We start from the raw sequence: 22,665 nt of genomic DNA on the forward strand, positions 1-22,665 counted from the left end.
CTAAATTAAGCAGTTGGTTTTCCAAGAACCTGTTCTTCGGTCACCACCTTATATTTCCCTTCGTCCAGAACGAAATCTCGTAAATCCAATTTTCCGATCCGAATCCGATAGAGATCAAGAACCACCATTTCTTTCGCCTTGCACATTCTGCGAATTTGTCTCTTTTTCCCTTCTTTTAGGATGATGCTTAGGTAACTTGTGAAACCAGGGGCCGTTTTTTCTGGAACAACATTTGCTGGCTTTACAGAAAGAGCTCGAAGGGTATCTCCACCTTCTCTTACACCTAACATAAACTCTTCGGCAATGGCTTTCCAAGCCACCGGCTGTTTTAAACTGATAATATACTCTTTGTCTATTTTGTTTCTAGGATGAGTTACTTTTTGGATGAAATCACCATCAAAGGATAAAAGTAAAAGTCCTCTGGAATCTAAATCCAAACGACCGGCATAATTGTATTTTTGGAAACCTTCAGGAAGAAGGGAAAAAATAGTATTTTCGTGGAATTTGTCTTCGTGAGAAGTTAAGTAACCAGCAGGTTTATTGAAAGCAATGATTTTGGGTCGTTTCAAAGACTCCGCTTCCATTTGTACGGCTTTGCCATCAAAACTTACAGAATCCTCTTCCGAAACCTGAAACGAAAGGTCAGTGATGGTACTCCCATTGACTTTGATTCTTCCTGAGAGAACCAACTCTTCTACTTTCCTACGGGAACCGAGACCTAATTTGGCTAGAAATGCGTTGATCCTCATGATTTTCCATTTTACAAAGTGGCCTCATTTCAAAAAGTCTAAAGAAGGTATGAATCCGCTAAAAAAGAAACCTCGCTCCAAAAATATTAGCCCTCGGGTGGATCTTCCTTCCTGGATGAAAGTGAGAGTGAGTTTTCCCACGGAAGGGGATGCCCTATCCAAAGTGCGAGAAGAGGTCGAATCCAAAAAACTGCATACAGTTTGTGAATCCGCAAGTTGCCCAAACCTCAACCACTGTTGGAACCGTAGGACCGCCACATATATGTTGTCTGGGGACATTTGTACAAGGCGATGCCAATACTGCGATGTAGCCTTTGGAAAACCAAATCCCCTTGATTTGGAAGAACCTGAGCGCGTGGCGCGGTCAGTGGCAGAACTAGAATTACGCCATGTGGTGCTTACTGCTGTCAACCGTGACGATCTAAAAGATGGGGGAGCAGGCCATTTTGCAGAAACCATAACCAAAATCAAAACCTATCGCCCTACTTGTTCGATCGAAGTTCTTATCCCTGATTTTAAAGCCAAAGAGGATTCCTTACAAATTCTCTACGCAGCAAAACCGAATATCATCAATCATAACATTGAAACTGTGGAGCGACTTTTTCCCACTATCACGCCACAAAAAAACTACAAACGTTCACTTGAGGTTCTTTCCCATATCGCAAAACATGGATTCCTCACAAAAAGTGGCCTCATTTTAGGACTTGGTGAAACAGATGAAGATGTAAAACAATGTTTGGAAGATCTTTTTACTCATGGTGTTCGGATGCTCACCATTGGACAATATCTACAACCTGGACCCACCCACTACCCTGTGCAGGAATTCGTAAAACCAGAAACTTTTGATTTTTGGAAGGAATTTGCCTATCGTATTGGATTCAAAACGGTTGCTTCAGGTCCGCTCGTTCGTTCTTCCTATCATGCAGAGGAATATTTTTCCGAAAAAGCAAATTGATTGGTCCGAAACATAAAGTATGGACCAAAAACAATTGGAGGCATTCAGGGAAGAACTAACCAAAACTTTCTTTTTCTCAATTTTAAAAGACCTAAGCGAAATTGGAGAACCCGTAACTGACTTTGAAGTGAAAGTCCTCATCCAAAAAGCATTATCTCATTTGCCTGATTTACAAGTAGAATGGGGAGAAATGGACAGGTTTGGGAATAGCACCTTACTTGTAAAATATGAATCCAACTTATTATTAATTGAAGCAAGTCCTTTGATCAGTGCCATTCGAATTCTCTGGAATGAATACAAATCCAAAGAAAATTAGAAAAACTAAAATTACATAAAAAAAGCCTGAAGATTTTTTCTCCAGGCTTCTTTTCTACGTAAGGGTTGGTTTATTTAGAATTTGGATTTTTGTTGAAGGTCGTAAATGACTTCTTCTACATTGTCCATGTCAATTCTCTTAACACCATTTTCAGTATGAACAATCAACTGTCCGTTTTCTTGGTTGATGATCGCTCCAATTACTGTTTTTCCGTCTACTAGAACGATTTTTTCAATTCTTTCGTAGTAGTTTACGATGTCTTTTTTAGATTTAAACTCTTTTGGTTGGTTAGCCAAAGAATCTTCGAATTTTTTCTTCTCTTCTTCTTGGCGTTTTGCAACTTCACCTTCAATTGCATGTCTCTTAGCATCAATTTCTTGTTTTTTCAACTCATCTAACTTTTCAGTTTGAGCTGTTTCACTAAGCTTTGCAATTTCCTCTGCAGTTTTTTTATCCACTGTTACGATGGTTTTGATTTCTTGCTCTTCGTTCTTAGTAAGTTTTGCACTTTCAACAACGAGTTTTTCTTTTTCAGAAGTTTTGAATGCTTTGTTCAAATCCAAAGTTTGGATGTCAGCAGCCTTTGCAAGATCAGCAGATTTCGCAGATTGAGTGGATGCTTGGTCTTTCTCTAGGATGACTTCTGCTTTTGCAAGAGACTCTTGGAGTTTTTTCAAGTCAGCATTTCCAGAGATTTCTTCTGTAGAAAGTTTTTCTAAAGCAGGAACACGTGGAGCAAATGCTACCGCACCTTCAACTACTTTTACTTTCGCAGGTTTTCCCTCTGCAGCTTCTACGATAAAAGACGTTCCTCGCACACCCGCAATCGCAGTCGGTGTTACGACAGTAAAGTTGTCTTCTTTCTTAGCTTTGTTGACTTTCGCAAATACCTTTCCTGAAACGAGAGCAATTTGAGTGTCTGTTGTTCCAGAATTGTCTTGGGAGAGTTTCGCAAAGTCAATCGCGGACTTAGGAGAGATACGAATGCTCGATCCATCCGCAAATTGGATGTCTACTTTTCCATTGTCGCCTGTGACTACGTTATCCCCTGATTTCAGAAGGGCACCAAGCTGTGCTTTTTCTTCTGTTTGGTCTGCGTGTTGGATTTTTGAATCTCCGACCGCAAATACGACTACCGCAGATAAATCTGCTGGTTTTTTTGGTGCTTCAGACACTTCTGCGTCTGGTTTCTTACAAACAGTAAGACCAGTGAAAAGAAGCGCAAGGCCCATTATGGTTAGTTTCGATGCTTTCATATCGTCCTGTCCCTTAGTGAAATTCAACTTTCGTTACTCTAATCAACAAACTGAGGGTTTATAAATTCCCAGCTTTTTTGTATTTTTTTCTAGAATGAAAAAAATTTCATTAGTTCGGAAAAAAAATAATTTAGTGACCGGATTTGTAAACGAATATTCAGTATTTTTCCCTGAATCTAAGCATTTTCAAGGGAAAAGCAGGGGTTTTCCTCTGAAAATCGCTTTGTCTAAGATGTAGGAAGAAAAAAACTCCCATTATGGCTGAAATCTCTACACTAAACCAAAGACCCGCCTCCTCCATCAAACTCCTAGAAGAAATGGAAAGGTTGTACAAAGACCTACCGATGGAAGCCATTGTCAAACAAGACATCTTAAGACAAGGCATACACTTTTTACCCGAATCCTTTCAAGTAAAAGATCCTTATAAATCCAAAGACTATTTTATCTTTTCTTTCGACCATATCCCCTTAGCTGACCTAAAAGACGGGGCAGACACCAAAGCTCCCGAAGAGATCAAAATCTCAGGAGGACATTTTGGTCTTTTAAAAACAGTGATCTCCACAAGAAACAACCCGAACTCTCCTTATAAAATGAAATCAAAGGACGGAATCCCGACTTTGTTTTTAGAAGAAACAGAGATTGGCAGTGCAGAGTATCCCCCTATCCCTTCTTGGTACAGACACAAAACTAAATCGGGAAAATTACCTGGTGAAGTGGCACCTGTCATTGAATGGGGTTACCTCTTATATTTAACCGTATTTCGTAACTGCCAATACTTTGGAAAAGAGGAAGAGTGTGCCTATTGCGATATCAACCACAACTACCGCCAACAAAAAGGGGCGGGACGTCCTTATACGGGAGTGAAGGATGTAGATGATATTTTAGAAGTGCTTTCTTGGGTGGATGCAGAAGACCAAATTGCAAAGGTTTACACCATCACTGGTGGTTCGGTTCTTACCAACCTCAAGAAAAAATCAGAAGTGGATTTTTACCTCCAATACCCTGAAGCCATTGAAGCAAGGTTTCCCAAACGTTGGATGGGAAAACTGGTAGCCCAAGCATTTGAAAAGGAAGATTGTCAAAAATTTAAGGATTCTGGAATTCAAATTTATCATCCGAACTACGAAGTTTGGGACAAAGCTCTCTTTGAAAAAATCTGTCCTGGAAAGTCTAGTTGGATTGGTTATGAAAATTGGATCAGAAGGGTTGTGGATTCTGCAGAAGTATTTGGTCCTGAAAATGTAATTCCTAACTTTGTGGGTGGAGTCGAACTTTCCGAACCTTGGGGATTTAAAACGGTAGCCGAAGCCATCACTTCCACAAAACAAGGTTTAGATTTCTTTATGTCGAAAGGAATTGTTCCGAGGTTCACCGCTTGGTGTCCTGAACCTTATACCACTCTTGGCCAACAAGCAGGCCCACCCCTTGTGTATTTTTGTGAATTGTTAAGGGCTTGGAAAGAAACCTTTGAACACTATGGTCTTCCCACTCCTCCAGGATACGGGGAACCCGGTCCAGGAAAGGCGGTATTTTCTGTTTCTGCTTTTATGGATGTGATAGGATATTCTGGACGAAATTAGTTCTATCCTGTACAAAGAAAAAACTAAAATCCGTTTATGCGAAAACAAATTCTACTAACGGGAGTTTTTTCTCTCCTGATTTTCCAGTTAGCCTGTCTGAACCCAGAACAGGAAGAACCACACCGGTTCCGCCAAGGGGTTCTAGACATTAGGGAACTTACTTTCAAAGAAGAGACTATTGTAGACTTACAAGGGGAATGGGAATTGTATTACGGTGATTTCCATTACCCACCTTTTCACGGAGAAAAACCACTCACAGGGTATTTGGCCATCCCTAGTTCCTGGCAAGATGAGGAATTCGGTGGGGAAGAGTTACCAAGAACAGGACATGTCACCTTACGGGCGTTCATTTATGTTAGCAAACAAACCGTAGGACAAGAATTACGAATTTATATCCCTGATGTTGCCTCCTCCTATCGATTTTTTGCCAATGGAATTTTGATTGGAGGACAAGGGAAACCTGGGATCAATCAATTCGATGATACTCCAAGAATCAAATCCAAATATTATACCCTAATTCCTGACAATGAAGTCATTGAACTTGTGTTTCATATCGCCAACTATGATAATAATTTTGGAGGGTTTTGGGCCATTCCCAGTATTGGAAATAAGAATGCTTTGGATCGGGAGAAGATGCTTGCCAATGCACGTGAACTTTTTTTACTCGGGGCACTTGTTCTCATTGGTCTTTATCATTTTGGATTGTACTTTTACAAAAGAAAAGAAACTTCTATTTTTTACTTTGCTGTCTTTTGTTTTTTACTGGGGATCAGACTTGCCTTTACGGGCGAACGGTATATCTTAGAACTTTTCCCATATCTTCATTGGCCCACTGCATTTAGGATTGAGTTTGCCTCTTTTTATTTTGCGGTTCCTACCTTTTTACTTTTTATCTATTCCCTTTTTCCCAAAGAATCCAACCCAAAATATGTACGTTCTGTACTCATTGCCAGTATCGCTTTTTCCTTTACACTATTTTTACCGATATCTGTATTTACGATTTTATTGTATGGATTCCAAGTATTGGCATTTTTTACCATTGGCTATGTCATTCATATCAACTTAAAGGCAGTGTTTAACAAAAGACCTAATTCCAAATTATTTTTTTTAGGGCTTCTTGTTTTGGCGTTTTCCGTAGCCTTTGATATTTTGCGCCACAGTGTGAACAACCGAGGGATTGGTCTGACACCTTATGCTCTACTCTGTTTTATTTTTATCCAATCGCTGATTCTCTCTAGTCGGATTGCCAATGCTTTTATCCGAGCAGAAGAGCTTGCGGAAAGTTTAAAGATTAGCAATGAATCACTTCTTGCTGTGACTGAAAATTTAGAACAAATTGTTTCAGAGAGAACATTTCAATTAAATTCTTCTTTGAATCGCATCAAAAAAGACCTCCTCCTTGCCAAAAAAATCCAACAAAAGATCCTTCCGGAAGATGGAATCAAATTTGAACATTTGAAAATCCATCTTTATTTCCAACCGCAAGGGGAAGTGGGTGGAGATTTTTATGATATCTTTGAATTGGATAATGGGACCGTTCGTTTTTTTGTGGCCGATGCCACAGGACACGGAATCCAAGCGGCCTTATATACGATGGCCATTAAATCCGAATACGAAGCCATCAAACGTTTTATTACCAAAACAGATGATTTAATGAACCATCTCAACCAAAAGATTCAAAACAAATTCTCTGGACTTAAAATTGTATTTTCTGGATTTTTATTAGATATTGATACAAAAACAAAAACCATCTATTACTCGTCAGCGGGTCATCCCAACCAAATCTTTCAATCTTTGGGAGAACAAATCATTTTAGATCGAACCGGAAATATCATCGGCCTCAAAAAAGACCAACCCTATACACAAAAACAATTCCAAATGGCTATGGGAGATAGAATTTTACTTTTTACCGATGGGATGTTGGAACAAAAAAATGAAACAAGAGAAGAGTTTGGAATGGAACGAATCCAAAAGATACTTGTTGATTATTCTGGGAAAGAATCGGAAAGAGTGCTTGCCGAACTTGTCATCCAACTTTTCCTCTTCCAAGGGAAAGAAGAACAAGAGGATGACCAAACGATGGTTCTTATTGAATGGGAAAAAACTTCATAAAAACGTTTCCCATACTTTCTTTATTTTTTTAAAAATAAATTGTCTACTCCATTCTTTTCAAATTCCGTATCATATTTTTCTGCTTCTTTTGCGACCTTCGTTTCATAATCTTCGGGACTCAGTGCTTCCAAATCCTTTGCAGATACTTTTAATTCCAAATCTCTTTGAGCAAGTTCCGTAGAAAGATCTGTCCAAAAAATATCATCGTTATATGGTTCAATATAGGACTCAAATACTTCCTGAAAGTATTCTTCTGAGATGGTATAAAGTCCGTTTTCAGAAACGATGGGGCTTTCCTTTGTAGCAGAAAGTTTTTTTAAAATGGATTGGATGAATTCGTCCACAGATGGGTCTGTTTCTTCATGTGGAGAATTGCTCACCCATTCGAATACGGCAAGAGCATTCAAAAGGTGTTTTGTTTCTTGGGGATTTAGTTCTAAATTCATGATTACCTACTTTGTTTCCATAGAAGCGGGAATCCTTAGTCTAGGCAAATCAAAGAATGACTGTGGACCTGTTTTCCTTATAGTTTTGATAGATTTGGTCCACGAGAAGACGAAACGTAGGATCTTCTTTAAGGACCTCTAGTTTTTCTTCCAAACTCAAAACAGAAAATTTAGGATACAAAGCTTTTGTGATAGCAGGCTTCATACCCAATAAGTAAACAAACGAATAGTAGTGTCAAGAAAAAAACACTAAACATACGTCACGTATTTATGTCTCGATAAACTTTGGTGATTCGTTTTACACCAAGCTCCAAATCATCCTTATCCAAAAAACTAAAGTTCATTCGAAAATAAGAAGAAGAACGACCCGCAGGAGAAAACTCAGACCCTGGGACCATTGCCACACCAGAAGTTAAACATCGATCCATAAATTCTTTGGAAGACACTTTCGGGTAATCCACCCAAAGGAACATTCCACCTTCGGGGATAGAAAACCGAGCTTCAGGAAGGTATTCATTCAAAAGAGAAACCAGGATTTCTTTTTTTTGAGAATAAAATTTTTGAATCGAATGAAGGTGACCTTTCCAATCCAAAACATTCAAAAGTTTAGAAACAACAACTTGTGAAAATTGATTGGAATTCAAATCGTTTCCTTGTTTAATCGCAGTAAAAAGAGGTCGGTACACTTCTGGCACAACCGTCCAACCCAACCGAAACCCAGGAGATAAAATTTTTGAAAAACTCCCAAGAACGAATGTTAGGTCACTCCGTTTTCGAAAGGAACTGACGGAAGGATAAATAGTCCCCTTAAAATCCAAATAACGATACGCTTCATCTTCGATGAGAATGATTTCTTTTTCATCTAGGATCTTTGCGATTTGTTTTCTTTTTTCCAAAGACCAAGTGTATGTGGAGGGATTTTGGTAGGATGGATTTGCATAAAAAACATGGATTTTGTTTTGTGATACAATTTCTTCAAACCTATAAAGGTTTGGTCCATCTGGTTCAATGGGTATACTAAAAAAAATAGGATTGTATGGAGAAAATGCCTGCAAAGCTCCTAAATACACCGGGTCTTCCAATAGAACATTGGAACAAGAATCCATAAACATTTTTCCTAAAATATCAAGTCCCTGTTGGGAGCCGTGAGTGATCATTATGGATTCGGGAGAAGACAAAGGAACATCAGTTAATTTATTTGAAATTTCTGTTCGAAGTGCGAGATACCCGGCGGAGTCGCCATACTGAAATGCAGTTGCAATATTTTCTTTTACCACTGATTCCATCACAGTATTGAGAACGTCTTTAGGAAGTAAGTTAGGATTAGGAAGTCCTCCTGCAAAAGAAAGAATATCCGAATTTTCAACAGTCAGTTTTAGAATTTCACGAATGACCGAAGTGCGAACAAAAGAAGTTCGTTTGGCTGAAAAAATACTTGGCATTTCCGTTTTCATAAGATTAGAATATCAAAAATAGATACAACTGTCCATATACAGTTATTTCAATCTATTAGTATACAGTTTCATGACAAAATACAAACAATTAGCCACCCATCTTAAAACTGAAATTAAGTCAGGGTATTATTCCGAAGGAGAAAGGATTCCTTCCCTTAGAGAAATCCAAAGTTTAAAGTCATGTAGCCTCACCACTGCTAAAGAGGCCTATCGAATTTTAGAAGAAGAAGGTTATATCTTTGTTGTCCCTCAGTCAGGATACTTCGTGCATCCCAACATTCGCACAGTCATCTCCGGACCACAAAATGAATTTTATCCAGCAGTGGAAGCTGATGACCGGATCCAACAAATTATGAATACGGTGATGGATCCAAAACTAATCTCTTTTGGTGCGGCCATTCCTTCTGATTTTTATCTCCCACTCGGAGCCCTTACCGCTTCTTTTAAAAAAGCACTTAGGTACAAAGAAATTTTTTCTTATGGTGACTTACAAGGAAACTCCGGGCTTAGAGAATGGATTAGCAAACGCAGTTCCCTCCAAGGATATAGAGTCAACACGGAACAAATCCAAATCACAAGTGGATGCACGGAAGCCATTACCTTTTCCCTACTGAGTACAACAGAACCAGGGGATACAGTGATTGTTCCTTCTCCGATTTATGTTGGATTATTTCAAATTTTAGAAGTATTGAGACTCAAAGTTGTAGAAATTCCCTATAGAAAAGAGGAAGGGATCTCCACTGATGAATATGAAAAACTAATCAAACGACACAAACCAAAAGTTTTTTTATTTTCAGCTAACTTTAATAATCCGAATGGAATTCTTTTGAGTGATTTAGCAAAACAAAACCTGGCAAAAATATCTTATTTGTATGGAATTCATTTGGTAGAAGATGATATTTATGGAGATTTATATTTTTCAGGAACTAGGCCAAAACCTTTAGTGAGTTATTTTCCTCAAGAACCCCAAGGTCCTAAGTCATATCTATGTTCGTCGTTTTCCAAAACAATTGCTCCTGGAATTCGGATGGGTTGGGTGGCATCCAAAACGGGAATTCGTGAATTGAGCAAACAAACAAGAGCTTATAAAATCTCAGAAAACAATCCCACCCAGATGGCGGTCTTACAATTTTTAAAACTACAAACTTATGAAAGACATCTTAAATTTTTGCGTTCGGAATATAAGAAACTCACAGATGAGTATACCAAACTTTTATCCTTCCATAGTGCCGAAACTCTTGAGATCCAAAAACCTGATGGAGGATTTGTATTATGGATTAAATCACCGTTAGATGGTGACAAACTATTAAATGAGGCCAAAAAAATTGGAATGGCCATTGCACCAGGTTCTCTTTTTGGGCTTTCTAAACATTGGGACAAACACTTTCGGATCAATGTATCAGTTGGTGTTTCACCGAAAATTCGAGAAAAACTCATTTTATTCTCCAAGTTATTCTTAAAAAAACGAAGGCACTAACTCTCAAGTTTTTGGTTGCCAGAAGAGGAATCGAAAACAAGGTCTATACTATGTCAGAAAACACACGCAAGTATTTGGAAACTTCTCAGATCATTCCTTCCAAAGGGATGTCTTACACGATGTATGAAATTGAAGGCCAAGATACAATTTTAAGAATGCTCACCTTTATCCCAGACAATGATGAGATCCATATTTATCCCAAACCACCGGTAAAAAAACTCTATAAGCCAGAACTATGTAAAAAAGTAGAAGAAAACGAATTTTTGGGACTTTGGACGATGGGAGAAGAGAGAAAGGTTGGAAATTAGGCAACCGTGGCCCCGGACAGAATCGAACTGCCGACACGAGGATTTTCAGTCCTCTGCTCTACCGACTGAGCTACAGGGCCTTCGGTTACGACCAAAGTATTTTTTTTGATCCCTCTGTCAACGAACCTTTATATTTTTTGTGAGGACACTATGAAAACCCATTGGAAACCAAATACCACCTTAATCCTTTTTTTATTCTTACAAATTCATTGTGCCTCCACCCTCCACAAAACAGGAATTAGTTTAGAACGCTACAGATCCGATTTGGATACCAAATCCGTTTTGGTGGAAGGATTACAATGGAAGTATACAGAAAAAACTGGCATAAAAGAAACGATTCTCGCTGTACATGGATTTGGCGGAGATAAGGACCATTGGACAAGATTTTCAAGACACCTCACTGAAGAATTCCATGTCATTGCACCCGACCTTCCCGGTTTTGGAGAATCAGACAAACCGGAAGGCCTTAACTACACCCAAGAAGCGCAGGCAGACAGACTCTACCAATTCACAGAAACACTCGGATTGAATGAATTTCATATCATCGGTAATTCAATGGGTGGTGGAATTGCTGGAATTTTTGCGGCCAAATACCCGAAAAAAGTTAAATCACTTATTCTTTTCGACAATGCCGGAATCAAAAGTCCAACCCCGAGCGAAATGCAAACCATCGAGTTGTCTGGAAAACCAAGTCCTCTCCTTGTCACAAGTCCCGAAGACTTTGATAGGCTTCTTGCCTTTACTTTTGTCAAACCACCCTATCTTCCTGGTTTTCTAAAAACATATTTTGCTAACAAATCTTTTGCGAACAGAGAATGGAATGCTTTCATTCTAAATCAAATCAGAAAGGAAGGGTATTTTTTAGAAAAAAAACTTTCACAGATCCAAGCACCCACTCTAGCCATATGGGGGAAGGAAGACAAAGTCATTCATTATACCGTGATGGATGTTTTAAAACAAAAAATGAAATCCAAATTGGAAACGGTTCTTTTGGAAAATATGGGACATGCTCCTATGATTGAAGACCCAAAATTGTCCGCCAAACTGGTACAAGACTGGATACTAAACCTAAATCGGTCCTCAAAATAACTTACAAAATACTTTAGTATTTTTTTCTAAATTAAGATAAAAAAATACTTGTACTTTCACGGGTTTTTTATGTTATAAACCCGTGACTCCAAAACATAACAACAGAACATTAATAGGAATTACCGGATCCATTGGGTCAGGGAAGTCCACTGTCCTTGCTATGTTTGGTGAGTTAGGGGCAGAAACCATTAGTTCTGATGCCATCGCACGGACTTTCACAGAACCAACAAGTCCCGTCATTGGGGAACTCGTACAAATCTTTGGAAATTCTATCCTAGATACAAACGGAGCGCCAATCCGCGCCAAAATTGCAGAACTTGCCTTCTCAGACAAAACAAAACTTCAAGCCCTCAACGACCTCCTCCACCCTTTGGTTCGGAAAACCTTTCTGGAATTTTTAAATTCAAGAAAAGACGGAAGTATTGTTGCTTGGGAAGTTCCGCTACTATTCGAAACCGACGCTCATACCATTTGCGATTTTACAGTGACTGTGGCAGTGAGCCCCGAAGTGGCCTGGGAAAGAGTCCAAAACCGCGGCGGTATGGACTATGAAGATTTCCAAAAAAGAAATCTCTCTCAAATGGATTTAGAGAAAAAAAAGTCTCTCTCTGATTTTGTCGTAACGAACGATAATCAAAGGGAAAACTTAAAAGAACAAATTGCCATCATCAATTCAGAGATCAAAAAAAGGATAAAGAAATGAAAGAAAGAGTATTTTACGTAATCAACCTGGACAAACAAAGAATTGGAGTTTTATCTCTTTTTCTTTTTGCACTTTTCTTTTCTATTTTTTTCCTTGGGGTTTCTGTTGGACGAGGGAAACAAGAAGAAGTCCAGTCTCTTCAAAAAAAGACCGAAGAAGCACAGGCAAAACAGGAACTCACAGAGAGTACAATCCCTGCACCAGTGACAACAAACGGAGTCGATACAAATCTTGGAACAAATGCGGCATCATCCTTAGTCCAAGGAACAAAAACCAAAGAACAAACAATCGCTTCTCAAGAAATTCCTATGGCTGATGTAGGAAACCATCCCTACTTCGTAGAAACTTCTACAGCGAAAGATGAAGAAGAAGAGAAAAAACAACAAATTGTTGATTTGACAAAACGCAAAGAAAAACAAGTTAGCACAAAACAAGAAGAACGATTCAAAAATTTGGCCTCAACTTCTAAGCCATCTAAATCACAGAAACTTCCTTCTCAAGTAACTGTAACAAACAAAGCAGAAGGAAAACAATTCACAATCCAACTAGCTGCTTTTACCAGCAGACAATCTGCAGAAACTTTTTTATCACAACTAAAAGCAGATAACCATGGTAAGTTGCCAACTAAGTCTTTTATCGTTGTAAAAAATGGTTTCTTTGTGGTACAAATGGGGAAATCCAAAGACAAAGGATCTCTTTCCAAAATTCTCTCAAAAACGTCCATGCCAAAAGAAATTAAATCCAAGGCAATGGTCGTCAGTTACCAACCGTTATCATAAAAATAAAGATCGTCAAAAACCTTGGCCTTCGGCTTTCCTAAAGATTTTAGGAGAGCCTTTTTCTACCCTACCCCAAACCTCGGATCAGAAATGAATTGCAAATTCATAAGTTCGGAATTGTCTAATCCTTAGAATGGAAACAGAGGGAACTCCCCATCATAGCCTTACCTATGGGACAAGTAGGCTTGCACCCAAAATCAGTCTAGTAGACCGTGCTAAAGAAATTGAACTTGCAGAAGAATCTGTCCAACTTCATTTGCATGGAAAACTGGAAATCATTGCAGGCCAAATCCGTCGCCTAAAGGAAGAAGCGGAGCTCATCCTAAAACGTGCAGAAAAAGATATTGAGCTTCACAAGGCACGTTGCCAATTCGAAAAAAAACCAGGACAAACCATTCATTTATATGAAAAAGAAAATGGATCTTATTTTTCTCTCCTTTCTCCCAAAGATTGGGGAAACCAACCTCCACATTCTTACAAAGGCTCCTATATCATGAATCCAGATAGAAGTTTCACAGAAGTATTCCTTAATTCGGAAGAATAGCACCTAACATTGAATCCATTCATAAAAATTAAAATCAAAGCGATGCTCAGATGGTTTGGGATTCTCCTGAGGGGAGGATCTTTTCGATTTGGATTAAAAACATCCAATGGTAACAGTACAAACTGGACCGAAGAATCTAATCTCACACTTCCCATATTCCCATCTCCGTTCAAAGAAGGAAAACTCCATAACCTCCAGATTGCCATCGAACAAATGAACAACAAAGTTCTGTATCCGGGAAAAATTTTTTCTTTTTGGTATGAAATTGGAGAACCCACAACCAAAAAAGGATACAAAGAAGGTCGGGTGATCCGAGGAGGACAAGTAAGTTCCGAAATTGCAGGTGGTCTTTGCCAATTGTCAGGGATCATTTATTATTTATCTTTAGAGCTTGGTTTAGAAATTTTAGAACGGTTCCCCCACTCTCGTGATTTATATACCGATGAAACAAGGTTTACACCTCTCGGAACAGATGCATCCATTGTTTACCCAACAAAAGATTTACGAATCAAGAACTCTCTGTCTTTACCTCTGCTTTTTTCTTGGGAACTAAAAGAGTCGGAACTATGTTTCCACATCCGATCAAAAAAACCAATCAAACGTAAAAAAATATATTTTAAACAAACTCAAAAAAATGGATTTTCGAATGTCCAAGTTTTTGTAGATTCAGAAACAGATGGCAAACCAATTCTTTATTCCTCCGATGATTACAAATTATAAAAAAGCTAGTTTTGTTTTATTTATTTTTCTTTTGACCATATCTTTACAACTAACAGTGCAGTTGAGTTCTCCTTTTGCCTTTGGAGCCGATGGATATTATTATGCAGCCCAAGTCAATTCCTATATAACCAAAGGAAGGTTCTTTAGTCCAGATTCCTCACCCATTTTATATGGACTGGTTTTATTTTCAAAACTGGGAACAAATATCGTCATCACAAACAAAGTTTTTGTTTCTTTCCTTGTTGGATTTTTGTTTTTAGCAGGTTATCGGTTGGCCATATCGTTAACTAAGGATTTTTTCCTATCCGTCATTTTTGGCTTAATCCTAGTCTCTTCTTCCTTTATCCCTCATTTTAGTTTTAACTTTATCAAAAACCTAGGCGGAGTTGTTTTTTTTATCTTATTTTTAACAGAACTTTGGATTCTAGAGAATCAAAATCACAAAGAGAGACGAATCATTTATTTTCGATTGGTTCTATTTTTTGTTTTGGTTTTTCTCAGCCATAAAATCACTGCAGGTATTTCTTTTTTCCTTTTGTTACCTTTTGTTTGGAAACAGGTTCCGCTTTCTAAAATCCATCGTATCCTAATCCTTTTGAGTTTACCTCTTTGTTTGATTGGACTTGGGTTTATATTTCCCAATATTTTACACTGGAAAGACCTAAAAACAGTTTTATTGGAAGATTTAGAATTTCAGTTCCTTTCTCCGTTTTATAAATACTCACAGATCTTTCCTGAATTTCTTTTCGAACAGATTCTTTTCTTTTTCTCACCAATAATTTATTGGATCACAAGACCAAAGCTAACAAATGAATCAAAAGCTTTTTATGACAGGCTGGTTATATTATTTTTCCTTCTTTCACTACCCATCTTTAGTTACACTGCTTTTAGTTTTCCATTTCGATTATTCCTTTTGATTTTTATTCCAGCAATCCTTTTGTTACTCCCTGCTTTTTCAAAAATAAAATCGAAGTTGACCATTGGAATCTTATGTTTGTTATTATTTTTTTACCAATGGTTCACAATGAACCGAGAAAAAGATTTTAACAACCAAGACTATAAACTTTATTCGATTTTACTACCCTTGTTACAATTCCCCCAAAATACTCTCATCATTGTTCACCAAGGTTTTGATTATTTTATTTGTTACAACAAGGCAGGGGATGCGTTCCATTTTTTACCGGAAGAGAAACATAAAAATAGACCAATCTATCGGATTGTTTACGGGGTATCTGCAGCTGAATATGAAAAGTATCTCAAAAAAGATGTTAAGATACAATATTTACCCGGCTTCTATTCTGTTATCGAAGAAAATCGATGGCAGGAATTTTTAACAGAGCTTCCTGCCGATACGAAAAAAAGAATTTTGGATTGGAAAAATCCAAACACACATCGAACAAATACGATGTTACGAAATGAATCCTTTAAGGAGAAGAGTAAGAAGATTTTGTAAAAGCATACTCGCTTTTACAAGCAGAGTCTTTTTCTTTTTTCTCTCTGAGTAACAAAAGTTTGTCGTTACAAATATAAAAATACAAATCTTCTTTACCCGCTACCGGGTAAGTGCTTAACGAAACTAAATATTCATCCGACTCTGTATACTCATAATAAGCATTATAATATGCAGTTCTTTCTTCTTCTGTTTGTGGGTATTGGATGAAAATAGAGGGACGAATGAGCCTCGACTTTGTGTCCAAAACAAGATGGTCCGAATACACATCGAATGTACCTTCTAACTTTTCACTAATACCTGAATATTTACTAAATTCTCGATACACAAATCTGATTCCGTCGAATTCAATTGTATTCGAACAATCATCTCGATTTGGAATTTTACAAAAAACAAAATTCCCTTGTACGGCTGCAATCATAGCATCCCGGGATTCCACTTTATCTATGGAAAGATAACCACCGAACACCCATCCGGATGCAAAATTTGATTGAACACGATACCAATAAGAAGTGATTCCGTCTATTTCCGTGTCCTTATCGGACCGCTCGAGAACCTTCACCTGATCGCCTAGTTTTAATTTTCCCACCTTCTCCCCATCCAATGTGGGAGTTTTTCGTGCATTGAGAACCGTCGCAGAAATATATGCAGTTTGGCCGACCTCGAATGCCGGTGTTTTTTTACACTGGAACACAACCAAAGAAGTTAAGAAAACAAGGAACAATTTCTTCATGAAGGAGAGATTGGTTTTTGAGAGAAATTTTGGCAAGAAAAAATATGGTTAAAAAAAGAGAGTATTTCCACCTAATTTTAACTAGGTGGAAAATGCGAATTGGGTTTTATTTGGTAAATAAAGATGCCAACGAAGATAACTGAGAAGTGATATCCCCGCTTGGTTCCTTTCCATCAGGAGAAAGTTTATCGATGAACATTGGCAATAAGTTTCCAATGAGGCCTGCCGTAGCTTCCGAATCCAATCCTACCTTTTTTGCAAGCTCCTGCACAGAATCGCTTCCGAGAACCTTCATTACATCAGAAGCACCAATGTTTACGTTTTCTCCAGTTCCAACCCAAGAAGTAGCAGCTTCTGCAAACCCTTTCTCTTTGAACTTTTGGACAATTCCGGATACCCCACCATTATCTTCTATAATCTTCTGGATACCGGATACAACTTGGGGATTGTTTTGGACTAGCTCCACTGCCTGAGCTGCGACGGCTTTCAAACTTTCGAAAAAACTCATAAGCTAGATTTTGTTCTGAGAAATATAAAAAAGAAAGATATTTTTAAAAACCACAAACTAAAGTTTCTGAGATCTTTGTATTTTTCTTTTGGGATTCCAATAATTTATTGCATTCCCACTCCCCAAATCGAAACATCAATCCAATGTTAGCTGTATCGTGTCATGAAATTTAAAATATCCCAATTTCTAAACTTACGGTTAATGGCACTAGGAATCTCTTTATTCCTTGTCAATTGTTGGGCCAACCCTTTGACTCACCCGCCAATTGAATGTTTGATGAAACAATCCAACTTTCTTTGCCCAGACAAAGATCCTTTTCGACGTTTTGCCCCCGCACAGTATTTACTCCTCCTCCCAGAGTCTTCTGTCACCATCTCCAACCTAACCAACCACTCCATTGTGGAAACTGGGTTTGTTGTAGGAACCGTCCCGCAAGGACCAACTTTTGTAAATGTGGGAATTGATGATGCTCCTCCTACCCAAGTACCGGTGATCAATGGAACTTGGAGGTATGGTCTACCAGCAAAAGCCATTACTGGAACCTTCTGGACATATGGTACCCTTCACACTATCTATGCGCATTTGCCTTACGAAAGATCCAATACCATCCAAGTCCGGATGGGAACCAATCATGATACGGATGGAGATGGTTATCCGGATTTGATTGTATCGGCAACGCCAAACAATAGTACCCAAGGTTATGGATATGTTTACAAATCAAATCCAAATACGAAACAACTCGATACAACACCTAACACGGTGCTTACGAATGGACTCACTTCCTATTATTTTGGAAGTCGCATTGGATCTGGTGATTTTAATGGAGATGGGTATGCAGATATTTTAATAGGAGCACAAGCATATAATGCTGCAATTGGAAGGGCTTATGAATTTTTAAGTAGAGGCCAATCAGGGATTCCATCCCAAAACCTAAATACGGGTGGAACTGCTGATGCAATTCTTGATGGAGTAACAGATTCAGGAAGATTTGGTACGAATATCATCGGTGCTGATGTAAATGCAGATGGTTATGATGATGCTATCTTTGCTTCTCCATGGGAAAATGAATTATTTATTTTCCATAGTCAGGGCCCAAATGCAATATCTTCTCAGAGTACGAATAAAGCTAATTTTGTATTTAAAAATCCTTCTCCTCCGAATCCAGACGATAATTTCGGAACTTATGCCTATGCAGGTGATGTTAATGGAGATGGATTTTTAGACCTCGTTGTCAGTGCAGCTACGTATTCTACGATAATCGGCCGAATGTATATTTTTATTTCCAATCAAGGTTCCTTACCTACAACTCCTCAGCAAATCCTCGTTGCCCCATTAGAGTCAGCACCTGGGTGTGCGACTGGTCTTGGCTGCCAATTTGGAACCAGTTTTGTAATGGATTATTTCAACTCAGACCGTTGCATTGATCTTGCAGTAGGAGGACCCCAGTTCAACACAAGACAAGGAATTGTCTTTGTGTATCATTCCAATTGTGATCCAATCAATCCTTATCCGAATCCACCAGTGGCCACATTGGTAGGACCACCCACTACAAGTTGTAATGCAAACAATTGTTTCTTTGGGGGAACTTTAGCTTCTGGCGATACAAATGGAGATGGATTGCCTGACTTATTGATCGGAGCAACCGGTGCTAGTGCCGGGATTGGTGACGTTTACTTAGTGTTAAACGATCCAATTTCAGGATTTCGCAATATGGATTTAAGTGCAGGAGGATCAGCTGACAGTCTTTTTTCTGGGTCTCTTACAAATCGTAATTTCTCTCAAGGACTACAGTTCCAAGACACCAATGCAGATGGCCTACAAGATATCATCATCTCAGAACCATTGACCACCAATCAACTGTACACCTTTCATAGTATTCGAGGTGGTGTTCCAAAAAACCAAAACTTAAATGGAGGTGGAGTGACAAGCCAAACACTCACGCCACCTGCAGGAACTTCTTTGGGAAATACAATTGCGTTGTGGAAAACGAAAGCAGAGAATTATTTGTGGGCTATGGTCGTGAAAACAAAAGAGTATTTTGGTTTTATCTAATAGAAGACAGATTGATTGGATACATACTGTCACCTATTCATAGTTTGATAAAAAAATCCAATCAATATAAGCTATAGACCCTTTGCAATTTGTATCTACAATTTTTACAAAGGAATTCGATTCTACTCTTAAGGTCCAGAAACACAGCGTATATTACTACCTCCTTGTAATTTAAGATCATCCAATACGGAACCATTACTGAAAATTACCAACCATGCAGCAGTGGGTCCGAAGGAATTGGAATTAGTTGAACTCCAATACAGAATTCCCGTAGCCGGGAAAATCGTTGTATCGATCAAAGGCCCGGAAGACTTTGTTACATCTAGAATACTTTGTAGTTCGATGATATTGGGGAGTCGCCAGGTCCTAGAAGCTAAAGTAAGACCATGGCAACGTGTCAGTGCTACAGGCCAGGACTCGTAAACTGCAGAAGATCCTGAACAATCCAAATTCGTTTGGCCCCAACTGCATTTTTGCCATAGTAGCCCTGTGGCAAGGTCAGTTACTGTGCCATTCCCGTTGTCTGAAAATGGTGCGGCAAGGATTTGTGATGTGACGAACAAAAAAAATACAACAATGTTTTCAATTTTATATGGTTTCATAATGATTAATTTATCCTCTTTCGTTAATTTGAGACACAACGAACGTTACTACTGCTATTTTTAGTGCCATCGATTATGTAACCAGAAGCAAAATCTAGAGTATATGAACTAGCAAGATTTGATCCTATGGTACAAGAAGTCCGATAGACATTTGCCGAGTTAGGAAAGGCATTGGAGTTTATTTTTTCAATAGACAGATACGCTTCACCATATTCTATCAAAGTTGCCATCTCCTGCCTAGTCGGCAGTCTCCAATTGGTTCTCCCCGCATAACCACTCCCGCTATTTAGTAAATTCAAATAAGCACAAGCATTCACTGCATTATAAAATGTGAAATTAGAGGGAGAACCAGTGCAACCATTACCAGATTGTCCTTCTGTACATGTTTTCCAGACAAGCCCAGCAACATTATCCGTTGTTGTGTAATCACTGCCTGAGGCAGTTGGTCCTGTAAAACTTCGAGTAACTCCCGATTGAATTTCTCCATCTTGCGAAGGCCAACCCGAGTTATTACAAGCTTGATTACTAGTATCATTATAACAAAGAATCAGGCCTGTTTTGCGAAGAGGTATGATTGCATGGGTATGCACCCCTGTCGTAAAGGATCTCTGCACATTGGCAGCCATTGTATTGCCTGCCACATCTTTTAAGTTAGTTGACCCAAGAGTCCAGCGGATCTGCGAGTTTTCGGGAAAGTAAATCCAACTTAAATTGATTTGTAAGGTTGTGGTATTGACCCAACTAAACGTAGTGCCTGTATTTGGAATGTTCACATAACTAGTTCCGTCCCAATTTTCAGTCGTCAACGTTGGCGTTAGGCTCGTGTCCATCGCCTCCGAAAAAACGACTGTAACTCTACCTGGTCTTGGTGCGTATCCTGTAGCGGTATCAGAAGGTGTGGAAGAGGAAACCGTTGGAGGCGAGCCATCTTTCGTGATTGTGGTCGTCGTCGATCCATAATTGCCGATCAAATTAGGACCTACACAGATACGAACCGTATTGGCACCAGATGCAAAACTAGCATTGGCAATGGTGCTACTAATCGCTGATGCTGCAGTGGCCGTTCCATTTACATTAGTTCCTGTGGCTGTTGTTCCATTGGTGCAATCTGTCCCACCAATTCGGATTTGATAGTTTCCAGTGATAGTAGATTGCCAAGCGATGGTTTGGGTGGCAGAGCCGTTGACAAATTGGCTTGTGGGAGTATAAGAATTGATGGTGATGGTAGCAACTGTGGTATCTACCGTATAGTTTGCCGCAACAACTCCACTCACATTTCCTGCCGAGTCCCTGGCGATCCATTTATTATAAGTGACTGCTCCATCCGTCATACTCAAAGGTGATGAATACAAAGTTCCTGATGTAATCGCTCCCGTGGAACCAGTGATTGCTGGGTTCGTTGGTGCCGAACCAATATTTGTTGCATATACAATTTTATCGCAAGAGCCACCTCCTGTATCGGAACAAGATAAAGTGACAGATGTTGCCGATCCATAAGATCCTGCACCTGGCGAGGCACTCACAGTGGGAGCCGTATCGTCTCTTGTCAAAGGGAAGGTAACATTTCCTTTCAGTGTACTGATGCTATCTGTTACACAAATACGAAAGGTTTTTGTTGATTGTCCAGAAAAGGCATTCGCTGCAGTCAAAGTGGTTGTGATATTACCCCCTGCCGTTGTTGTCCCAGAAACATTGGTTCCTGTGGCTGCACTTCCATTATTACAATCTGTTCCCCCATCTAAGACCGTATAATTGCCATTACGATTGCTTTGCCATTGGATATTGGCACTACCAATCGCTCCACTCACTGTAGATACATATTGAGAGGATTGCGATCCGATCGTGATGTTAGGAATGTTTGTATCGATGACATATGTCGATGTTGCTGCCGCACTGGAATTTCCGGCAAGATCTCGACAGAGATACCGCAAAACGTAGGTTCCATCTCCCCCACCACCCACATTGACTGTCACGTTTGGAGGAGGAGCCACAGTCCCATTGAGGGGAGAAAAAGAAGGAAGAGTGTTATTCACAGTATAAATAATCTGGGATACTCCGACCAAATCGGAACACGAAATTATAACGGATTGACTGCCACCAAAATTTCCTCCAGGGATATTAACAGAAATAGTGGGAAGAGTCACATCATTATGAATGATTGACAAACGATTGTCATTAATCACTCCATCCCCATCGGTATCAAAACCATCCGGGTATCCGTCGTTATTTACATCCACTAGATTTACAGGAGAACCACCCCCATCCGGTCCCGTAGTTAAGCCTGGATTTCCAGTAGGATTTATAAAGTAGTCGGGAGTCCCATCTCCATTTGTATCTATGGCATCGGGTTTTCCATCACCGTTTGTATCTAAGAGGAGAATATCAGGTGCACCATTTCCATCTGTATCAATTCCGTCGGAAATTTCGTTTCCATCTACATCCATTACGATGCCGTCCGGGACACCATTTCCATCCAGATCGACAGGTTTTCCCGGGGTAAACTCTCTTGTTGTCCCGCTCGCGTTACCAAATCCAAGAAATAGAAGTATAGAAGCTAAGTTAGACTGTCCGCTCTGGGGGGCGCAGGAAGCGGCAAGAACCCAGGCAGCCAAAATCAATGTTAGATGAATCCATATACTTTTTGTTAGTTTCCGCATATCAGGTATTACCTCAATAGCAACAACCACAACTTTCCGTCAATAATTTAGATGGTTTCCTCTTTGGAATAGATATTTTTTTTAACAATTTAGAGAATCTTAAAATACTGAACTACATTCACCTAACAAATAGATTAAAAAAGCTGATTATGGCCGCCTCGCCATCCTTTGGCAT

Annotated in this window: 22 protein-coding genes and 1 tRNA gene; 13 read left to right on the forward strand and 10 right to left on the reverse strand. The window is 39.1% G+C overall.

Annotated features, from left to right (window positions below; all coding sequences use genetic code 11):
• Window positions 1–5: 5 nt before the first annotated feature.
• Window positions 6–749 carry a pseudouridine synthase gene (locus tag CLV96_RS03735; RefSeq protein ID WP_004788540.1) on the reverse strand — a complete coding sequence of 248 codons (744 nt, stop codon included), beginning with the start codon at window positions 747–749 and terminating at the stop codon, window positions 6–8.
• 49 nt (window positions 750–798) lie between these two features.
• Between CLV96_RS03735 and lipA the strand changes: the two genes are divergently transcribed.
• Both lipA and CLV96_RS03745 read left to right on the forward strand, forming a co-directional pair.
• The gene (gene lipA / locus CLV96_RS03740; protein ID WP_040917731.1) at window positions 799–1,704 is read left to right on the forward strand and encodes a lipoyl synthase; all 906 of its coding nucleotides are present in this window, start codon (window positions 799–801) and stop codon (window positions 1,702–1,704) included.
• A gap of 19 nt (window positions 1,705–1,723) precedes the next feature.
• Entirely contained in the window at window positions 1,724–2,020 is a 297-nt protein-coding gene (locus tag CLV96_RS03745; RefSeq protein ID WP_004788833.1) for a hypothetical protein, read from the forward strand.
• A gap of 74 nt (window positions 2,021–2,094) precedes the next feature.
• Here the strand turns inward: CLV96_RS03745 and CLV96_RS03750 are convergent, their stop codons facing one another.
• Window positions 2,095–3,276, reverse strand: coding sequence for a lipoprotein LipL45 (locus CLV96_RS03750; protein WP_035983750.1), 1,182 nt, complete (start codon window positions 3,274–3,276; stop codon window positions 2,095–2,097).
• Between the two features lie 257 nt (window positions 3,277–3,533).
• On the opposite strand from CLV96_RS03750, the gene CLV96_RS03755 reads away from it, so the two are divergent.
• Window positions 3,534–4,856 carry a radical SAM protein gene (locus tag CLV96_RS03755; RefSeq protein WP_004788921.1) on the forward strand — a complete coding sequence of 441 codons (1,323 nt, stop codon included), beginning with the start codon at window positions 3,534–3,536 and terminating at the stop codon, window positions 4,854–4,856.
• A gap of 36 nt (window positions 4,857–4,892) precedes the next feature.
• Window positions 4,893–6,968, forward strand: a complete 2,076-nt coding sequence (locus CLV96_RS03760; RefSeq protein WP_134151850.1) for a PP2C family protein-serine/threonine phosphatase — start codon at window positions 4,893–4,895, stop codon at window positions 6,966–6,968.
• A 20-nt stretch (window positions 6,969–6,988) separates the two neighbouring features.
• Here CLV96_RS03760 and CLV96_RS03765 read toward each other — a convergent pair whose 3' ends face one another.
• From CLV96_RS03765 to CLV96_RS03770, 3 genes are read right to left on the reverse strand one after another with little or no spacing between them, the layout of a single operon-like run.
• Window positions 6,989–7,414: a hypothetical protein gene (locus CLV96_RS03765; protein ID WP_004788632.1), complete on the reverse strand. Its 426-nt coding sequence runs from the start codon at window positions 7,412–7,414 to the stop codon at window positions 6,989–6,991.
• Between the two features lie 49 nt (window positions 7,415–7,463).
• Complete coding sequence (locus CLV96_RS19785; protein ID WP_004788568.1) at window positions 7,464–7,619, reverse strand: hypothetical protein; 156 nt, start codon at window positions 7,617–7,619, stop codon at window positions 7,464–7,466.
• A 55-nt stretch (window positions 7,620–7,674) separates the two neighbouring features.
• Window positions 7,675–8,868: an aminotransferase-like domain-containing protein gene (locus tag CLV96_RS03770; protein ID WP_004788697.1), complete on the reverse strand. Its 1,194-nt coding sequence runs from the start codon at window positions 8,866–8,868 to the stop codon at window positions 7,675–7,677.
• Between the two features lie 70 nt (window positions 8,869–8,938).
• On the opposite strand from CLV96_RS03770, the gene CLV96_RS03775 reads away from it, so the two are divergent.
• Window positions 8,939–10,345 carry an aminotransferase-like domain-containing protein gene (locus CLV96_RS03775; RefSeq protein ID WP_004788292.1) on the forward strand — a complete coding sequence of 469 codons (1,407 nt, stop codon included), beginning with the start codon at window positions 8,939–8,941 and terminating at the stop codon, window positions 10,343–10,345.
• A gap of 50 nt (window positions 10,346–10,395) precedes the next feature.
• On the forward strand, window positions 10,396–10,653 hold the full coding sequence (locus CLV96_RS03780) for a hypothetical protein (protein ID WP_004788896.1): 258 nt from the start codon (window positions 10,396–10,398) through the stop codon (window positions 10,651–10,653).
• A gap of 7 nt (window positions 10,654–10,660) precedes the next feature.
• On the opposite strand, the gene CLV96_RS03785 is transcribed toward CLV96_RS03780, so the two are convergent.
• Window positions 10,661–10,733, reverse strand: a tRNA-Phe gene (locus tag CLV96_RS03785).
• 70 nt (window positions 10,734–10,803) lie between these two features.
• Here CLV96_RS03785 and CLV96_RS03790 point away from each other — a divergent pair.
• From CLV96_RS03790 to CLV96_RS03815, 6 genes are all read left to right on the forward strand, one after another.
• Window positions 10,804–11,742, forward strand: coding sequence for an alpha/beta fold hydrolase (locus CLV96_RS03790; RefSeq protein ID WP_004788598.1), 939 nt, complete (start codon window positions 10,804–10,806; stop codon window positions 11,740–11,742).
• Window positions 11,743–11,824: 82 nt separating this feature from the next.
• Window positions 11,825–12,445: a dephospho-CoA kinase gene (gene coaE, locus CLV96_RS03795; protein WP_004788824.1), complete on the forward strand. Its 621-nt coding sequence runs from the start codon at window positions 11,825–11,827 to the stop codon at window positions 12,443–12,445.
• Entirely contained in the window at window positions 12,442–13,224 is a 783-nt protein-coding gene (locus CLV96_RS03800; RefSeq protein WP_004788900.1) for an SPOR domain-containing protein, read from the forward strand. The genes coaE and CLV96_RS03800 overlap by 4 nt, the downstream gene beginning before the upstream one ends.
• 133 nt (window positions 13,225–13,357) lie before the next feature.
• Complete coding sequence (locus CLV96_RS03805; protein WP_004788603.1) at window positions 13,358–13,768, forward strand: DUF2452 domain-containing protein; 411 nt, start codon at window positions 13,358–13,360, stop codon at window positions 13,766–13,768.
• Between the two features lie 9 nt (window positions 13,769–13,777).
• Complete coding sequence (locus CLV96_RS03810; RefSeq protein WP_004788699.1) at window positions 13,778–14,488, forward strand: VanW family protein; 711 nt, start codon at window positions 13,778–13,780, stop codon at window positions 14,486–14,488.
• Entirely contained in the window at window positions 14,445–15,941 is a 1,497-nt protein-coding gene (locus tag CLV96_RS03815; protein ID WP_004788655.1) for a hypothetical protein, read from the forward strand. Before CLV96_RS03810 ends, CLV96_RS03815 begins: the two co-directional genes overlap by 44 nt.
• On the opposite strand, the gene CLV96_RS03820 is transcribed toward CLV96_RS03815, so the two are convergent.
• Window positions 15,913–16,671: an SH3 domain-containing protein gene (locus tag CLV96_RS03820; RefSeq protein WP_004788383.1), complete on the reverse strand. Its 759-nt coding sequence runs from the start codon at window positions 16,669–16,671 to the stop codon at window positions 15,913–15,915. The two genes, CLV96_RS03815 and CLV96_RS03820, sit on opposite strands and share 29 nt — an antisense overlap.
• 106 nt (window positions 16,672–16,777) lie before the next feature.
• Window positions 16,778–17,179, reverse strand: coding sequence for a YidB family protein (locus CLV96_RS03825; protein WP_004788343.1), 402 nt, complete (start codon window positions 17,177–17,179; stop codon window positions 16,778–16,780).
• 201 nt (window positions 17,180–17,380) lie between these two features.
• Between CLV96_RS03825 and CLV96_RS03830 the strand changes: the two genes are divergently transcribed.
• Complete coding sequence (locus CLV96_RS03830; protein ID WP_004789036.1) at window positions 17,381–19,231, forward strand: FG-GAP-like repeat-containing protein; 1,851 nt, start codon at window positions 17,381–17,383, stop codon at window positions 19,229–19,231.
• A 128-nt stretch (window positions 19,232–19,359) separates the two neighbouring features.
• On the opposite strand, the gene CLV96_RS03835 is transcribed toward CLV96_RS03830, so the two are convergent.
• Together CLV96_RS03835 and CLV96_RS03840 are read right to left on the reverse strand one after the other, a co-directional pair.
• Entirely contained in the window at window positions 19,360–19,833 is a 474-nt protein-coding gene (locus CLV96_RS03835) for an Lcl C-terminal domain-containing protein (RefSeq protein ID WP_004789234.1), read from the reverse strand.
• 23 nt (window positions 19,834–19,856) lie between these two features.
• Window positions 19,857–22,490: an Lcl domain-containing protein gene (locus tag CLV96_RS03840; protein ID WP_004788795.1), complete on the reverse strand. Its 2,634-nt coding sequence runs from the start codon at window positions 22,488–22,490 to the stop codon at window positions 19,857–19,859.
• Window positions 22,491–22,665: the final 175 nt, after the last annotated feature.

The sequence above is a fragment of the Leptospira meyeri genome (assembly GCF_004368965.1).
Classification (GTDB): Bacteria; Spirochaetota; Leptospiria; order Leptospirales; family Leptospiraceae; genus Leptospira_A; species Leptospira_A meyeri.

Bases quoted from the DNA above. Each gene is read 5' to 3' on its own strand.
- CLV96_RS03750 (WP_035983750.1), bottom strand. From the start codon at position 3,276: ATGAAAGCATCGAAACTAACCATAATGGGCCTTGCGCTTCTTTTCACT.
- CLV96_RS03760 (WP_134151850.1), top strand. From the start codon at position 4,893: ATGCGAAAACAAATTCTACTAACGGGAGTTTTTTCTCTCCTGATTTTC.
- CLV96_RS03840 (WP_004788795.1), bottom strand. From the start codon at position 22,490: ATGCGGAAACTAACAAAAAGTATATGGATTCATCTAACATTGATTTTG.
- CLV96_RS03735 (WP_004788540.1), bottom strand. From the start codon at position 749: ATGAGGATCAACGCATTTCTAGCCAAATTAGGTCTCGGTTCCCGTAGG.
- CLV96_RS19785 (WP_004788568.1), bottom strand. From the start codon at position 7,619: ATGAAGCCTGCTATCACAAAAGCTTTGTATCCTAAATTTTCTGTTTTG.
- CLV96_RS03805 (WP_004788603.1), top strand. From the start codon at position 13,358: ATGGAAACAGAGGGAACTCCCCATCATAGCCTTACCTATGGGACAAGT.
- CLV96_RS03815 (WP_004788655.1), top strand. From the start codon at position 14,445: ATGGCAAACCAATTCTTTATTCCTCCGATGATTACAAATTATAAAAAA.
- CLV96_RS03780 (WP_004788896.1), top strand. From the start codon at position 10,396: ATGTCAGAAAACACACGCAAGTATTTGGAAACTTCTCAGATCATTCCT.
- CLV96_RS03765 (WP_004788632.1), bottom strand. From the start codon at position 7,414: ATGAATTTAGAACTAAATCCCCAAGAAACAAAACACCTTTTGAATGCT.
- CLV96_RS03745 (WP_004788833.1), top strand. From the start codon at position 1,724: ATGGACCAAAAACAATTGGAGGCATTCAGGGAAGAACTAACCAAAACT.
- lipA (WP_040917731.1), top strand. From the start codon at position 799: ATGAATCCGCTAAAAAAGAAACCTCGCTCCAAAAATATTAGCCCTCGG.
- CLV96_RS03800 (WP_004788900.1), top strand. From the start codon at position 12,442: ATGAAAGAAAGAGTATTTTACGTAATCAACCTGGACAAACAAAGAATT.
- CLV96_RS03820 (WP_004788383.1), bottom strand. From the start codon at position 16,671: ATGAAGAAATTGTTCCTTGTTTTCTTAACTTCTTTGGTTGTGTTCCAG.
- CLV96_RS03775 (WP_004788292.1), top strand. From the start codon at position 8,939: ATGACAAAATACAAACAATTAGCCACCCATCTTAAAACTGAAATTAAG.
- CLV96_RS03755 (WP_004788921.1), top strand. From the start codon at position 3,534: ATGGCTGAAATCTCTACACTAAACCAAAGACCCGCCTCCTCCATCAAA.
- CLV96_RS03770 (WP_004788697.1), bottom strand. From the start codon at position 8,868: ATGAAAACGGAAATGCCAAGTATTTTTTCAGCCAAACGAACTTCTTTT.
- CLV96_RS03790 (WP_004788598.1), top strand. From the start codon at position 10,804: ATGAAAACCCATTGGAAACCAAATACCACCTTAATCCTTTTTTTATTC.
- CLV96_RS03835 (WP_004789234.1), bottom strand. From the start codon at position 19,833: ATGAAACCATATAAAATTGAAAACATTGTTGTATTTTTTTTGTTCGTC.
- CLV96_RS03825 (WP_004788343.1), bottom strand. From the start codon at position 17,179: ATGAGTTTTTTCGAAAGTTTGAAAGCCGTCGCAGCTCAGGCAGTGGAG.
- CLV96_RS03830 (WP_004789036.1), top strand. From the start codon at position 17,381: ATGGCACTAGGAATCTCTTTATTCCTTGTCAATTGTTGGGCCAACCCT.